This is a genomic window from Brevibacterium sp. LS14 (assembly GCF_012027885.1).
GTDB classification, from domain to species: Bacteria; Actinomycetota; Actinomycetes; order Actinomycetales; family Brevibacteriaceae; genus Brevibacterium; species Brevibacterium casei.
Genome location: NZ_SJXG01000044.1, coordinates 57,058 through 71,387, shown reverse-complemented (window position 1 = coordinate 71,387; position 14,330 = coordinate 57,058). Strand labels below are relative to the sequence as shown.

The 14,330-nt window shown below is 69.1% G+C and carries 11 protein-coding genes; 7 read left to right on the top strand and 4 right to left on the bottom strand.

The genetic code is table 11. The features are described from left to right. Complete coding sequence (locus EZE58_RS07015) at positions 1 to 1,182, bottom strand: glycerate kinase (RefSeq protein WP_040341673.1); 1,182 nt, start codon at positions 1,180 to 1,182, stop codon at positions 1 to 3. Between the two features lie 206 nt (positions 1,183 to 1,388). Here EZE58_RS07015 and uraD point away from each other — a divergent pair, with 206 nt between their 5' ends. The 4 genes from uraD (at position 1,389) to aceE (ending at position 6,123) form a co-directional block, all read left to right on the top strand. Continuing rightward, positions 1,389 to 1,883, top strand: coding sequence for a 2-oxo-4-hydroxy-4-carboxy-5-ureidoimidazoline decarboxylase (uraD, locus tag EZE58_RS07010; RefSeq protein WP_040341701.1), 495 nt, complete (start codon positions 1,389 to 1,391; stop codon positions 1,881 to 1,883). Continuing rightward, a complete protein-coding gene (gene uraH, locus EZE58_RS07005; RefSeq protein ID WP_009378005.1) occupies positions 1,880 to 2,203 on the top strand; it encodes a hydroxyisourate hydrolase in 324 nt (107 codons plus the stop codon). The genes uraD and uraH overlap by 4 nt, the downstream gene beginning before the upstream one ends. Positions 2,204 to 2,352: 149 nt before the next feature. Next, positions 2,353 to 3,237: a factor-independent urate hydroxylase gene (gene pucL / locus EZE58_RS07000; protein WP_009378007.1), complete on the top strand. Its 885-nt coding sequence runs from the start codon at positions 2,353 to 2,355 to the stop codon at positions 3,235 to 3,237. Positions 3,238 to 3,366: 129 nt separating this feature from the next. Then, positions 3,367 to 6,123, top strand: coding sequence for a pyruvate dehydrogenase (acetyl-transferring), homodimeric type (gene aceE / locus EZE58_RS06995; protein WP_144588372.1), 2,757 nt, complete (start codon positions 3,367 to 3,369; stop codon positions 6,121 to 6,123). Positions 6,124 to 6,129: 6 nt separating this feature from the next. On the opposite strand, the gene EZE58_RS06990 is transcribed toward aceE, so the two are convergent. Beyond that, the gene (locus EZE58_RS06990; protein WP_009378011.1) at positions 6,130 to 6,915 is read right to left on the bottom strand and encodes an IclR family transcriptional regulator; all 786 of its coding nucleotides are present in this window, start codon (positions 6,913 to 6,915) and stop codon (positions 6,130 to 6,132) included. Positions 6,916 to 7,070: 155 nt separating this feature from the next. On the opposite strand from EZE58_RS06990, the gene EZE58_RS06985 reads away from it, so the two are divergent. From EZE58_RS06985 to EZE58_RS06975, 3 genes are all read left to right on the top strand, one after another. Then, the gene (locus tag EZE58_RS06985; RefSeq protein ID WP_009378013.1) at positions 7,071 to 8,450 is read left to right on the top strand and encodes an NAD-dependent malic enzyme; all 1,380 of its coding nucleotides are present in this window, start codon (positions 7,071 to 7,073) and stop codon (positions 8,448 to 8,450) included. A 73-nt stretch (positions 8,451 to 8,523) separates the two neighbouring features. Further along, positions 8,524 to 9,852, top strand: a complete 1,329-nt coding sequence (locus EZE58_RS06980) for an aldolase/citrate lyase family protein (protein ID WP_119296509.1) — start codon at positions 8,524 to 8,526, stop codon at positions 9,850 to 9,852. Further along, entirely contained in the window at positions 9,849 to 10,676 is an 828-nt protein-coding gene (locus tag EZE58_RS06975; RefSeq protein ID WP_119296510.1) for a bifunctional allantoicase/(S)-ureidoglycine aminohydrolase, read from the top strand. The genes EZE58_RS06980 and EZE58_RS06975 overlap by 4 nt, the downstream gene beginning before the upstream one ends. A 58-nt stretch (positions 10,677 to 10,734) precedes the next feature. Here EZE58_RS06975 and mqo read toward each other — a convergent pair whose 3' ends face one another. Together mqo and EZE58_RS06965 are read right to left on the bottom strand one after the other, a co-directional pair. Next, the gene (gene mqo, locus EZE58_RS06970) at positions 10,735 to 12,210 is read right to left on the bottom strand and encodes a malate dehydrogenase (quinone) (RefSeq protein ID WP_009378021.1); all 1,476 of its coding nucleotides are present in this window, start codon (positions 12,208 to 12,210) and stop codon (positions 10,735 to 10,737) included. Positions 12,211 to 12,315: 105 nt separating this feature from the next. Continuing rightward, positions 12,316 to 13,959: a sigma-70 family RNA polymerase sigma factor gene (locus EZE58_RS06965; RefSeq protein ID WP_162909055.1), complete on the bottom strand. Its 1,644-nt coding sequence runs from the start codon at positions 13,957 to 13,959 to the stop codon at positions 12,316 to 12,318. Positions 13,960 to 14,330: the final 371 nt, after the last annotated feature.

Here is a 14,330-nt window from a genome sequence, read left to right as displayed (position 1 = left end):
TCAGTGCCCTTTCGGTTGGTGTCCTGCCTGCTGGTGCCCGGCCGCCACGAGCGCGCATGCATGTGCGGCGGTCGATTCGATGAGGTCCTCTGCCTGCGCCGAGAGTTCGGAGAGGTCCGCCGGCCCCGGGGCGATCGAGAGCGCCGCGGTGATGCCGGCCTCCCGGCACTCGGCGGGAGTGAGTGCGACCCGTCCGGCGACGACGATGATGCTCGCCGAGGCGGGGGCATGATCGCGGACGGCCGCGACGACCTTGCCCCCGAGCGACTGCGAGTCGAACGACCCCTCCCCGGTGAGGACGAGATCGGCGTCGGCGAGGGACTGAGACAGCCCGACCGCCTCGGCGACCATCGTCGACCCGGGCACGACCTCGGCGCCGAGGAGGGCGGTGAGCGCGAGCGGGATCCCGCCGGCGGCTCCGAATCCGGGGGTCGCGGCCATCGACTCGGCCTCGGCTGCGGACCCGGCGAGCACCTCGGCGACGTGGGTGAGACCGGCATCGAGACGCTCGACGGCGGGCGCATCGGCGCCCTTCTGCGGACCGAACACGGCAGCGGCGCCGCGGGGACCGGTGAGCGGGTTGTCGACGTCGACGGCGATGCGCCAGCGCACGGCGCGGGCACGCGGGTCGAGGCCGGAGTCGTCGATGGCGGACAGCGACGCCAGACCACCGCCGCCGGGCGGGATGGGTTCGCCCGCCGCATCGGTGAACCTGGCCCCGAGCGCGGTGACGATTCCGGTGCCGCCGTCGGTGCTCGCCGAGCCGCCGATGCAGAGGAGGATCTCGTCGACCCCCTCCTCGAGGACGCGGGAGGCGATGAGGCCGACGCCGTAGGTTCCCGCCCGCTCGGGTTCGAGAGGCACGTCGGAGACTTGGGGCAGGCCGTTGGCCTGGGCCGCCTCGATGACCGCGGTCCTCCCGTCGGCGGAGAGCCCGTAGCGGGCGGTGGTCGGGCGCCCGAGCGCGTCGACGACGTCGACGGTCCGCGCCGGGGTGCCCCAGACGGTCAGCAGCGCTTCGAGCGTGCCCTCACCGCCGTCGGCGAAGGGCAGCTGCGTGATCCGCGCGCTGGGGAAGGCCTGGGCCGCTCCACGGGCGAGTGCCGCGGCCGCGGCGGGGGCACCGGCTGAGCCCTTGAAGGAATCGGGCGCGCAGACGATGACGGGGGCTTCTTCGCTCATGAGCACATTCAACCTCACGGTTCCACTCGACACCACTGGCGCACTTGCGTTCATCATACGGAAAAATACTTCCGAAAGCGATGACTTTCCCGGTGCTACCGCGGGTCTCATCGTCACGGTGGGTGGATTTGACATCGCTGTGAGACCCGGGCCACACTCGAGGCAACGAATGGAAGAGTGCTTCCGAGATGCGAAACGAGGTCGATGTGGACCTGATCGAATTCGATCGGCTGCCGGAGGGTGAGGCCCGCGAGGTCGTGCGCCCGTGCCTCGACGTCGAGCGCTGGATCTCCGGCGTCGTCGCCGGTCGCCCCTACGCCGATGTCGAGGCGGCGCTCGAGCGTGCCCGCACCGTCGCCTCGCCGCTTCGGCCCGAGGAGATCTCCGCCGCGCTCGCCCATCATCCCCGGATCGGGGAGAAGGCTGCAGGCGATTCCGCCGAGGCGGCCCACTCCTCCCGCGAACAGGCCGGACTCGGCGCCCTCGACGGATCCGTCGAGGAGCGTCTGCGCGCCGGCAACGCCGCCTACGAGGAGCGCTTCGACCGGGTCTTCCTCATCCGCGCCGCCGGCCGCACGCCGGAGGAGATCCTGGCCGAACTCGACCGCCGCATGACCAACACGCCCGAGGACGAACTCGCCGAGGTGGGCAACCAGCTCATCGAGATCGCCGTCCTCCGACTCTCAGGGATCCTCGCATGAGCTTCATCACCGCCCACGCCCTCGACTCGACCGCAGGCACTCCGGCCGCGGACCTCGCCGTCACCCTCTTCGACGGGGACACCGAGATCGTCAGCGCCCGCACCGACGCGGGCGGCCGGGTCAGCGACTTCGGACCCGAGCGCCTCGAGCCGGGAACCTACCGGATCGTCTTCGGCACCGGAGAGTACTTCGAAGCCCAGGGCATGGACCACTTCCACCCGCAGGTGACGATCGACTTCACCGTCAAGGAGGGCGAAGCCCACTACCACATCCCGCTGCTGCTCAGCCCGTTCGCGTACAGCACGTACCGGGGTAGCTGAGGCACCACAGCACTGCGCGACCACAGACACCAGGGGAAGCAGGCCCCCTGCAGGATCTCCATCCTCAACAAACCGCCGAAGCTCGCCGGAGACCCGGCAGCCTCGTTTTCGATATCCGGGCCGATCACGGCACAACGAGGAGTACGGCAATGAGCACAGTGAAACTCACGACGAACCAGTACGGCAAGGCGGAGAACCGCCTCATGCGGGTCTACCGCGACACCGACCGCCACGAGATCCGTGATCTCAACGTCACCTCCCAGCTGTGGGGCGACTTCGAGACCGCGCACACCGAGGGCGACAACGAGCACGTCGTCGCCACGGACACCCAGAAGAACACGATCTTCGCGAAGGCGAAGGAGCTCGGAGTGACCTCCCCGGAGCAGTTCCTCCTCGGGCTCGCCGACCACTTCACCTCAAGCTTCGACTGGGTGAGCGGCGGACGTTGGGAGGCCGAGGAGTTCGGCTGGGACCGGATCAACGACCACGACCACTCGTTCTACCGAGCCGCCCCCGAGGTGCGTACGGCACTGCTCACCCGTGACGGCGACAAGGACACCCTCATCTCCGGCTTCCGCGACCTCACGGTGCTCAAGACCACCGGCTCCGGATTCGTCGGCTACCCGCGGGACAAGTACACGACGCTGCCGGAGACCGAGGACCGGATACTGGCGACCGACATCGCCACCCGCTGGGTCTACAACACGACCGACCTCGACTTCGAGGCGACGTACGAGAAGGTCAAGGCGATCATCCTCGACGCCTTCACCGACCACTACTCGAAGGCCCTGCAGCAGACCCTGTACAAGATGGGCGAGAAGGTCATCGACCAGGTGGACGAGATCGACGAGATCCGCTTCTCGTGCCCGAACAAGCACCATTTCCTCTACGACATCGAGCGCTTCGAGCTCGAGAACCCGAACGAGGTCTTCATCGTCGCCGACCGTCCCTACGGTCTCATCGAGGCGACCTTCACCCGCGACGGCGTCGAGGAGTCGAAGGACGCCTGGACGAACGTCCGGGGCTTCTGCTGACCCGCTAGAGCGGACTCGGACCCGCGGGAGACCCTCCCGCGGGTCCGTTCGTCGACCCCCGCACCGCGTTGACCCCGACTTTTCGTCGACCCCACTTTTCGTCGACCCCTGACAGAGAGGCAAACCCCGATGACTGCACTGTCCTCCCGCCCCGACCACACCACCGCAACCAACACCACCGCAACCACCGCCGACGAGGAGGTCGACGAGTGGCTCGAGTCCTGGGAGGGGCTCGTGAGCACCCAGGGCACCCTGCGCGCCGGTGAGATCATGGAGGCCCTGCGCCGGAGGGCGGCGACGAACTCCGTCGCCCAGCCCAAGGTGACGACGACGGACTACGTCAACACCATCCCGGCCGACCAGGAACCCGCCTATCCGGGGGATGAGCGCCTCGAGCGCCGCTACCGGAAGTGGCTGCGCTGGAACGCCGCGATGCTCGTCCACCGGGCCCAGCGGCCGGAGATCTCCGTCGGCGGGCACATCTCGACCTATGCCGGGGCGGCGACGCTCTACGAGATCGGGTTGAACAACTTCTTCCGCGGCCAGGACCATCCCGGCGGCGGCGACCAGGTGTTCTTCCAGGGCCATGCCTCCCCGGGCATGTACTCCCGCGCCTACCTCGAGGGCAGGCTCACCGAGGCGCAGCTCGACGGCTTCCGCCAGGAGGCCTCCCGGGCGCCGAACGGACTGAGCTCCTACCCGCACCCGCGGCTCATGCCCGGCTTCTGGCAGTTCCCGACCGTGTCGATGGGGCTCGGGCCGATCAACGCGATCTACCAGGCGCAGATGAACCGCTACCTCCACCACCGCGGGATCGCCGACACCTCCGAGCAGCGGGTGTGGGCGTTCCTCGGCGACGGGGAGATGGACGAACCCGAATCGCGCGGCGCACTCCAGCTCGCGGCGAACGAGGGACTCGACAACCTCACGTTCGTCGTCAACTGCAACCTCCAGCGCCTCGACGGGCCCGTGCGCGGCAACGGCAAGATCGTCCAGGAGCTCGAGGCGGTCTTCACCGGCGCCGGCTGGAACGTCATCAAGGTCCTCTGGGGCCGCGAATGGGACTCCCTGCTCGCCGCCGACCGCACCGGTGAGCTCGTGCGGATCATGAACGAGACCCTCGACGGGGACTACCAGACGTTCAAGGCCGAGTCCGGTGGGTTCATCCGCGACAACTTCTTCGGCCGCTCCCCGGTGACGAAGGGCCTCGTCGAGCACCTCAGCGACGACGACATCTGGAACCTCAAGCGCGGCGGCCACGACTACCAGAAGGTATTCGCCGCCTACGACCGGGCGGTCCGGGAGCCCGATCGGCCCACCGTCGTCCTCGTCCAGACCGTCAAGGGCTACGGCTTGGGGACGAGCTTCGAGTCGCGCAATGCGACCCATCAGATGAAGAAGTTCTCCGCCGATGACATCAAGGCCTTCCGCGACCGGATGGACATCCCCATCACCGATGCCGTCATCGACGCCGACCCGTACCAGGTGCCCTACTACCATCCGGGACCCGACGACGAGGCCATCGAATACCTCATCGAGCGGCGCCGCCGCCTCGGCGGGTTCGTCCCCGAACGGAGGACCGAGCGCAGTGCGATCACCTTGCCCGCGGTGAGCGAGAAGGCCTTCGCCCAGACCAAGAAGGGATCAGGGCAGCAGAAGGCGGCGACGACGATGGCCTTCGTCCGCCTGCTCAAGGACCTCATGCGCGAGAAGGGCGTGGGGGAGCGGATCGTGCCGATCATCCCCGACGAGGCGAGGACCTTCGGCATCGACGCATTCTTCCCGACGGCGAAGATCTACAACCCCAACGGGCAGAACTACCTCGCCGTCGACCGGGAGCTCTTCCTCTCCTACAAGGAGGCGAGCTCCGGTCAGCTCCTCCACGTCGGGATCAACGAGGCAGGGGCGGCCGCCGGGTTCACCGCCGCCGGCACCGCGTACTCGACACATGGGCAGCCGATGATCCCCATCTACGTCTTCTACTCGATGTTCGGCTTCCAGCGCACCGGCGACGCGTTCTGGGCGGCAGCCGACCAGATGACCCGCGGGTTCATCATCGGTGCGACCGCGGGGCGGACGACCCTGACCGGGGAGGGGCTCCAGCACGCGGACGGGCACTCGCCCGTGCTCGCGGCGACGAACCCGGCCGTGCGGATCTACGATCCCGCCTTCGGCTACGAGATCGGCCACATCATGCGCGACGGCCTCCACCGGATGTACGGCGAGCACGACCTCGGTGACGAGGCGCGCAACGTCATGTACTACCTCACCGTCTACAACGAGCCGATGGTCCAGCCGGCCGAACCGGAGGACGTCGACGTCGAGGGGATCCTCAGGGGCATCCACCGGATCGCCGAGGCGGGGGCAGGGTCGCGTCCGCGCGTGCAGCTCCTCGCCTCAGGGGTCGCGGTGCCGTGGGCGCTCGAGGCCCGCGGTCTGCTCGCCCAGGACTGGGACGTCGATGCCGCCGTGTGGTCGGTGACCTCATGGGCGGAGCTGCGCCGGGACGGTCTCGAGTGCGAGGCCGCGCGTCTGACCGACGTCGAGGCTGCACCGCGGGTGCCCTACGTCCGTCGCCGCCTCGGCGGGGAACCCGGTCCGATCGTCGCCACCAGCGACTTCGACTCGACGCAGCCGGATCTCATCCGGCCCTTCCTCTCCCAGGACTTCGCGACGCTCGGCGCCGACGGGTTCGGCTTCTCCGACACGCGGGCAGCAGCCCGGCGTCACTTCCGCATCGACGCCCATTCGATGGTCGTCCGGGCCCTGCAGCTCCTCGCCGACCGGGGCGAGGTGCCGACTGCAGCCCCCGCCGAGGCGGCCCGGAGGTACCGACTCGACGACGTCAACGCGGGCAGCTCGGGCACGGCGGGCGGGGATGCCTGAGGGGGCTCAGGAACCGCGGCGCATGTCGCGGGAGATCTGCTCGGCCGCCGAGCGGAGCAGGGGGATCGCGCGGTCGGCGAAGTCCTCGTCGACGCGGCTGATCGGCCCGGAGACGGAGATCGCGAGCGGGGACGGGGCATCGGGGACGGACATCGCGAAGCAGCGCACCCCGAGCTCCTGCTCCTGTTCGTCGATCGAGTACCCGCGCTGACGGATCCGCTCGAGTTCGGCTTCGAGCTCCTCGATCGTGCCGATGCTGTGCTCGGTCGGGGTGGGCATGCCCGCGGTGGTGACGATGTGGCGGACCTGCTCGGGGTCGAGCTCGGCGAGGATCGCCTTGCCCACACCGGTGTCGTGCATATGGGTGCGGCGTCCCACCTCGGTGAACATCCGCATCTGCCGCTCGGAGGCGACCTGATCGACGTAGACGACCATGTCCCCGTCGAGGGTCGCGACGTTCGCGGACTCGCCGAGCTCCTCGACCAGCGTGCGCAGGTAGGGTCGGGCGATCGCCCCGAGCTGCGCACCGGCGAGATTGCCCAGGCGCACGAGTCCCGGCCCGAGTGCGTAGCCGCGGCCCGGCAGCTGACGGACGACGCCGAGGCCGAGCAGGGTCGAGAGCAGCCGGTGGATCGTCGGCAGGGGGAGGTTGACGTCGGCGGCGATGTGGCTGAGCGTGGCCGAGCCGGAGGAGTTCGCGATGCACTCGAGGAGGCCGAACGCGCGCTCGACGGACTGCACCCCGCCCTTGGTCTGGCGGATCGCGGGGGTGGCTGAGTCGTTCGTGGTCATCCGTAGTCCTCTTCCTCGAAGTGGGCGACACCTCCGCTCAGTCTACTGCGGAATGGAAGAAAGTTTCCGTTGACCGCCCGCTCCCGCTAGATTTTCCATGATGCAGAAGCTAACATCCGTAATACGGAAATGATTCCATCAGAGAGGATGACATCATGGCTGTTCCCAGCCCCGGATACTCCATCACCCTGCGTGTGGCCACGGCCGTCGGGCAGTCGTCCACCTCGGACCTCGTGGCCGCGGCCGCGGCGACCGGGGCCGGCATCACCGCGCTCGACGTCGTCGAATCCACCCCGGACACCGTCGTCATCGACGTCAGTGCCGACACCCGCGACGTCGCCCACGCCGAGGAGGTCTCGACCGAGCTGAGCGCCCTGCCCGGCGTCGACGTCCGGAAGGTCTCCGATCGGACCTTCCTCCTCCACCTCGGCGGGAAGCTCGAATCGACGCCGAAGGTGCCGCTGCGCAACCGCGACGACCTCTCCCGTGCCTACACCCCCGGCGTGGCTCGGGTGTGCAAGGCGATCGCTGCGAACAAGGACGACGCGAGGCGCCTGACGATCAAGCGCAACACCGTCGCCGTCGTCACGGACGGGACCGCGGTCCTCGGCCTCGGCGACATCGGGCCCGAAGCGGCGATGCCGGTGATGGAGGGCAAGGCCGTCCTCTTCAAGCAGTTCGCGGGGGTCGATGCGTGGCCGGTGGCCCTCGACACGAAGGACACCGAGGAGATCATCGCGATCTGCAAGGCCATCGCCCCGGCCTACGGGGGGATCAACCTCGAGGACATCTCGGCCCCACGCTGCTTCGAGATCGAACGCCGCCTGCGCGCCGAACTCGACATCCCCGTCTTCCACGACGACCAGCACGGCACGGGCATCGTCACGCTCGCGGCGCTGAAGAACGCCCTCAAGGTCGTCGGCAAGGACATCGCCGAGGTGCGCATCGTCGTCTCCGGGGTCGGCGCTGCCGGGCATGCGATCATCCGTCTCCTCCAGGTCGCCGGGGCGCAGACGATCATCGCGTGCGGTCGGGACGGGGCGATCGGACCGAACTCGACCGTCGACACCGAGCACAAGGTGTGGCTGAAGGAGAACACGAACCCCGAGGGCTTCGAGGGCAGCCTCAAGGAGGCGGTCCGCGGTGCCGACGTCTTCATCGGTGTCTCGGCTCCGAACGTGCTGAACGGTGACGACATCGCCGCGATGAATGACGGGGCGCTCGTCTTCGCGATGGCCAACCCCGATCCCGAGGTCGACCCCGCCGAGGCGCTCAAGCACGCCGCCGTCGTCGCCACCGGGCGCAGCGACTACCCGAACCAGATCAACAACGTCCTCGCGTTCCCCGGGATCTTCCGCGGTCTCCTCGACGCCGAGGCCACCGACGTCGACGAGTCGATCATGGTCGCCGCCGCCGACGCGATCGCCTCGTGCATCCCGGAGGAGGACCTCCATCCCGGCTACGTCGTGCCCTCGGTCTTCGACCCCGAGGTCGCGAAGAAGGTCGCCGAGGCCGTCGCCGCCGTCTCACGGTGAGGGGAGACATGTATGTGAGCGACAATGGTGGGGAGCCGGCACGCTCACTCACACGGCAACGGAAGAGGATGAAGTGAAGCAATCAACGCTCGATGACATCGATGCTCTGCTCGCGGACACGGACGAGCTGCTGAGCACGCGTTATCCGGGCGATCGGGACGTGCGCCAACCCATCCACACGGTCTACGTCCCAGGTCACCAGGCCGATCCGACCGTCCCCCGGCAGTGGGGTGAGCAGGCGCTCGCCGCCGCCGAGGACAACGGTGGCATGGTCCAGCTCGCCGAACGCGTCATCGTCGCCGCCCGCAGGGAGGCCGACGAGACCCTGGGGCTCACCCCGCCGAGCCTCCACCAGGTCGCCCGGGAGGCGGAGCTGCTCGCCGAGGCGGTGACGCGGAAGCTGACGACGGAGCCGATCGAGGATCTCCGCTACGACTTCGAGGACGGCTTCGGCGACCAGGGCGACGAGGCCGAGGACGCCGCGGTGCGCGAGGCGGCCCGTGCGGTCGTGGCCGGGATGGCCGAGGACACCGCGCCGGCGTTCGTCGGGATCCGGTTCAAGTGCCTCGAGGCTGCGACCCGGGCACGGGGTCTGCGCACCCTCGACCTCTTCGTCTCAGGCGTCATCGCCGCCCACGGCTCCCTGCCCGAGGGGCTCGTCCTCACCCTGCCGAAGGTGAGCACCGCCGACCAGGTCACGGCCATGGTCGCGGCGCTGCGCGACCTCGAGGAGGAGCACGGCCTCGACGACGGGGCACTGACCTTCGAAGTCCAGGTCGAGACCCCGCAGCTCATCCTCGGCGCCGACGGCACCGTGCCCGTGGCCCGGGTCCTCGACGCCGGAGCGGGACGCATCACCTCGCTCCACTACGGCACGTACGACTACTCGGCGTCGATGGGCGTGGCCGCCGCCTACCAGTCGATGGAGCATCCCGTCGCGGACTTCGCGAAGAATCAGATGATGGTCGCCGTCGCCGGCACCGGCGTCCACCTCTCCGACGGGTCGACGAACATCCTCCCGGTGGGGGAGCCGGCGGCGATCGAGCAGGCATGGAGCCTCCACGCCCGCCTCGTGCGCAGACATCTGCGCCGCGGCATCTACCAGGGCTGGGACATGCACCCGCACCAGCTGCCGACCCGGTTCCTCTCGACCTTCCGGTTCTACCGGGAGGGGCTCGAGCTCGCAGCGCAGCGGCTGCGCAGCTACGTCGGGCAGGAGGACTCGGCCGTCCTCGACGAACCGGCGACGGCGAAGGCGCTCGCCCGCTACCTCAGCCGGGGCCTGTCCTGCGGGGCGCACACGCCCGAGGACATCGCCGAACGCACCGACATGTCCGCCGAGGTGCTCGAGCAGATCGCCCGCACCGGCGGCATCGCCACAGAGAAGGAGACCCGCGCATGAGCATCACCACCGACCCGTACACCTATTGGGCTCCGACCGGTGGGCACCCGCCGCAGTCGGATCTGCTCACCGACAGGGCGATCGTCACCGAGGCCTACACGGTCATCCCGCGTGGGGTGCTGCGCGACATCGTCACCTCGGCGCTGCCCGAATGGTCGGACACGCGCTCGTGGGTGCTGAGCAAGCCGGTGGCAGGGGGAGCGGTGACGTTTTCGCAGACGATCCTCGAGGTCCAGCCCGGCGGCGGCTCGCAGGCCCCCGAACCGCAGCCCGAGGTCGAGGGATTCCTCTTCGTCATGGCCGGTGAGCTCACCGTCACCCATGAGGGCACCGACCATGTGCTCACCCCGGGCGGGTTCGCGTACCTGCCGGCCGGATCGACGTGGTCTGCGCAGTCGACCGGCGCCGAGGCGGCCCGCTTCCACTGGGTGCGCAAGCGCTTCCAGCCGGCGGCCGGGCTCATCCCCGAGGCGGCCTTCGGCAACGAGGCCGATGTCGAACCGTCCCCGATGCCGGGAACCGACAACCGGTGGCGGACGACGAGGCCGTTGGATCCTGGGAACCTCGCCTACGACATGCACGTCAACATCGTCACCTTCGAACCCGGCGCGGTCATCCCGTTCGCGGAGACGCACGAGATGGAGCACGGCCTCTACGTCCTCGAGGGCAAGGCCGTCTATCGTCTCAACGGCGACTGGGTCGAGGTGCAGGAGGGCGACTTCATCTCGATGCGCGCCTTCTGCCCGCAGGCCTGCTACGCGGGCGGACCCGGCCGCTTCCGCTACCTCCTCTACAAAGACGTCAACCGCCAGGTCGAGCTCTGAGAGCGGGACCTGACGGCTGAGGTGTGGAGCTGGAGCGCCTCAGATGAGCTGAAGGGTCTCAGATGAGCTGCAGCGTCCTGGCGGTGTACTCGGAGAGCTCGGTGAGCAGAGTCTCGTCGTCGGCGAGGCTGCGCCCGAGCGAGGGGACCATGTCCTTGAGCGCGGGCTCCCATCCGTCGTACTGACGGGGGAAGCAGGTCTTGAGCAGGCCGAGCATGATCGCCACCGCGGTCGACGCACCCGGTGAGGCGCCGAGGAGGGCGGCGATCGAACCGTCGGCCGAGGACACGAGTTCGGTGCCGAACCCGAGGACGCCGCCGCGCTTGGCATCGTGCTTCATCACCTGGACGCGCTGACCGGCCTGGATGAACTCCCAGTCGGCAGGGTCGACCTCGGGGATGAATTCGTTCATCGCCGCGAATCGGGCCTTCTTCGAGGCTGCGAGTTCGGAGAGCAGGTAGGTGACGAGGTCCGTGTTGTCCTTGGCGACGCCGAGCATCGTCGGCAGGTTGTTCCCGCGGACGGAGAACGGCAGGTCGGTGAAGCGACCGCGCTTGAGGAACTTCGGCGAGAACCCGGCGTAGGGGCCGAACATGAGGTAGTCGTTGCCGTCGACGACGCGGGTGTCGAGGTGGGGCACGGACATCGCGGGTGCGCCGAAGGAGGCCTGGCCGTAGACCTTCGCCTGGTGGCGGGAGACGAGCTCGGGGTTCGCGGTGCGCAGGAAGATGCCGGAGACGGGGAAGCCGCCGTAGCCGCGTCCTTCGGGGATCCCGGACTTCTGGAGCAGCGGCAGGGCGCCGCCGCCGGCGCCGATGAAGACGAACTTCGCACTCACCTTGTGCGTCTCGCGGGAGAGCAGGTCACGGACCGTGACGGTCCAGCCGTCGGAGGAGCGGTCGAGGTCGGTGACCTGGTGGCTCGTGCGGATCGTCGCACCCTTGTCGGCCATGTAGCGCAGGAGCTGGCGGGAGAGCGAACCGAAGTCGACGTCGGTGCCGATCTGGGTCCGGGAGATGCCGTTGACCTGGCCCGGTCCGCGGCCCTCGAACATCAGCGGCAGCCATTCGGCCTGCGTGGCCGGATCGTCGGTGTACTCCATCTCGGCGAAGAGCGGGTTGCGGACCATCTGCTCACGACGGTTCCTGATGTAGTCCCGACCCTTCTCGCCGCGGCCGTAGCTGATGTGCGGGACCTGGTTGATGAAGTTCTTCGGCTCCGGAAGGACGCCGGTGTCGACGAGGTGCGACCAGTACTGGCGCGAGTGGTGGAACTGCTCGTTGATCTGCGAGGCCTTCTTCAGGTCGATGTGGCCGTTCGCATCCTCGGGGGTGTAGTTGAGCTCGCACAGAGCTGCGTGACCGGTGCCGGCGTTGTTCCACGGGTCGGAGCTCTCCTTGGCGACATAGTCGAGCTTCTCGTAGACCCGGATATCCCATTCGGGCTGGAGTTCGGTCAGCATCGCGCCGAGGGTGGCGCTCATGATGCCGCTGCCGATGAGGACAACGTCGACCTTTTCCTGCGTTGAGGGCATTTCCGCTCGCAATCTTCGTCAGAGGTGTGAAGTATCGACCTTCACATTACTCCCCGCCGGGGTCCGGGCCGAAGTCGGGGCCGTTGGCGCCCGCACGGACCCCGATCAATGGCAGTGCCAACCCCAGCCGACATCGTGGCAGTTGTCACCGGGCTCCGTCGGCGTCGGAGACGGAGTGGGAGGGCTCGTCGGAGGAGGTTCTGTCGGCGGCGGGCTCGTCGGTGGAGGTTCCGTCGGAGGAGGCTCCGTCGGTGGCGGGCTCGTCGGCGGAGGGCTCGTCGGTGGAGGTTCTGTCGGCGGAGGGCTCGTCGGTGGAGGTTCTGTCGGTGGCGGACTTGTCGGCGGTGGTTCCGATGGCGGAGGATCGGTCGGCGGCGGAGGCGCGGGCCGTCCCGGGCCGGGATCCCCCGGTCCGGGATCCCCCGGACCAGGATTGTTCGGGCCGGGATCGCGAGGTGCCGGCGGCGCCGCGTTCGGACCGCCGGGCTCGCCGGGAGCCGGAGGAGCAGGGGCCGGGTTCCGTGGTCCCTCGTTCGCCGGGACCGCGGGCACAGCGGCATCGGGAGAGCCGGCCGCCGGAGGGGCGACCGGAGAGCGCAGGTCCTCGCCGGGGTCGTCGTCGGCCAGGCCGGTCTCCGGCTGCACGGGCGAGGAGGTGGGACCCTCGACCTCCGGAGCGTTCGGGCTCGGGTCGAGTGCCCACACGGTCGCGGCGATCGCCGCCGTCGCGATGAGGGCGGCCGCGGCGATCTTGAGGCCGAGGGCAAGACCCGAAGGCGAGCCTGCCGCGCCGCTGCCGGACTGGGAACTGAAGAAGACGGTCTCGGAGTTCTGCGCGCCGGCCGGCTCTGCTCCGGCCGACTCTGCTCCGGCCGGCTCTGCGCCGGCGTTCGCGGCGGCGACGGGCGGGACAGCCGGGAACTGCTCGGATTCGATGAGCGCGGCGGCGAGGACGGCGGGGGTCAGCCACGCCCCGAGCTTCGTGTTGATGCGCCCGAGCAGCAGCGTCTGCCGGCGGCAGTACTGGCAGTGCCGCAGATGCGTCTCGATCGATGCTCCCCGTCGGCGGCCGAGCTGCTTGCGGACGTAGCGGGCGAGTTCGGAGGAGTACGCCGCGCATGCGGGCCTGGCCGGTTCGACGAGCTCCTGGAGGTAGGCGGTGCGCAGTCCTTCCCGAGCCCGGCGGAGCAGGGAGTTGAAGGAGTTCGGGGAGAGGCCGAGGGCCCCTGCCGCCTCGGCGGTGGGGGTGCCGTCGATGTCGATGAGCGTGATCGCGGTCTGCCAGGTCTCCGGCAGTGAGGAGAACGCACGGGCGAGGTGCTCGCGTTCGGCGATCTCGTTCGCGTGATCCCGCGAGCTGCTGCCGGCGAGGACGTCGAGGACCTCGGGAAGGACGGCGGTCGTCGCGCTCGTCGTCGCGGTGCAGCGGTAGGACTCTGAGCGCACGGCGGTCATGAGGTAGGACTTGAATGCGTCTTCGGGGCCCGCGCCATTGCCCCACGCGCGCCAGATCTTCGCGAACGCCTCGGCGACGGCGTCCTCGGCGCGCGGGCGGTCGCCGGTGAGGCGGATCGCGTAGTGGAGGGCGGGATCGTGGTGGCGGGCGTAGAGCTCTGCGAAGGCCTGCCGTCCGCTGGCCGAATCCGGGGTGTGCTCCCGGATGAGAGCGACGAGCTCGGCATCGGTCGCCGTCCCGCCGTCGTCCACGGGACTCTCGTCGTCAGGGGTGGGACTGGGGGATTCGGTCATGGACTCGTCATCGTCGGAAGCGGGGAATTCGACCGTCGAACCCGCGCGAGGGGAGGGTGCCGCGCTCGTTCGCCGGTGGGGTGCGCAGGGGAAGCACTGACCTCCCATTCTAGATACACCCGTCGTGCTCTCACAATGCGGAATCTCCTGATGTGGTCGGCAATCTGTGCCAACCCGCTGACCTGGGAGTTTGCCGAATCGAGAAAAATCTTCCCGGAGTCGCGAACGAACAGGCGCAGTTTCCGGTCTAGATGAGTGAAGGGGTCGCCACCCACGTCCCCTTCCGCGTTCGGCACGACACGCGTCCCCTCGAGTCCCGGACTCATCATCCCCGGTGGCCCTGATCGATCCCGCGATCTCAGGGCCACCTC

Excerpts from the sequence above, each read along its gene's own strand:
- EZE58_RS07015 (WP_040341673.1), bottom strand. The coding sequence starts at position 1,182 with ATGAGCGAAGAAGCCCCCGTCATCGTCTGCGCGCCCGATTCCTTCAAG.
- uraH (WP_009378005.1), top strand. The coding sequence starts at position 1,880 with ATGAGCTTCATCACCGCCCACGCCCTCGACTCGACCGCAGGCACTCCG.
- pucL (WP_009378007.1), top strand. The coding sequence starts at position 2,353 with ATGAGCACAGTGAAACTCACGACGAACCAGTACGGCAAGGCGGAGAAC.
- aceE (WP_144588372.1), top strand. The coding sequence starts at position 3,367 with ATGACTGCACTGTCCTCCCGCCCCGACCACACCACCGCAACCAACACC.
- EZE58_RS06990 (WP_009378011.1), bottom strand. The coding sequence starts at position 6,915 with ATGACCACGAACGACTCAGCCACCCCCGCGATCCGCCAGACCAAGGGC.
- EZE58_RS06985 (WP_009378013.1), top strand. The coding sequence starts at position 7,071 with ATGGCTGTTCCCAGCCCCGGATACTCCATCACCCTGCGTGTGGCCACG.
- EZE58_RS06975 (WP_119296510.1), top strand. The coding sequence starts at position 9,849 with ATGAGCATCACCACCGACCCGTACACCTATTGGGCTCCGACCGGTGGG.
- mqo (WP_009378021.1), bottom strand. The coding sequence starts at position 12,210 with ATGCCCTCAACGCAGGAAAAGGTCGACGTTGTCCTCATCGGCAGCGGC.
- EZE58_RS06965 (WP_162909055.1), bottom strand. The coding sequence starts at position 13,959 with ATGACCGAATCCCCCAGTCCCACCCCTGACGACGAGAGTCCCGTGGAC.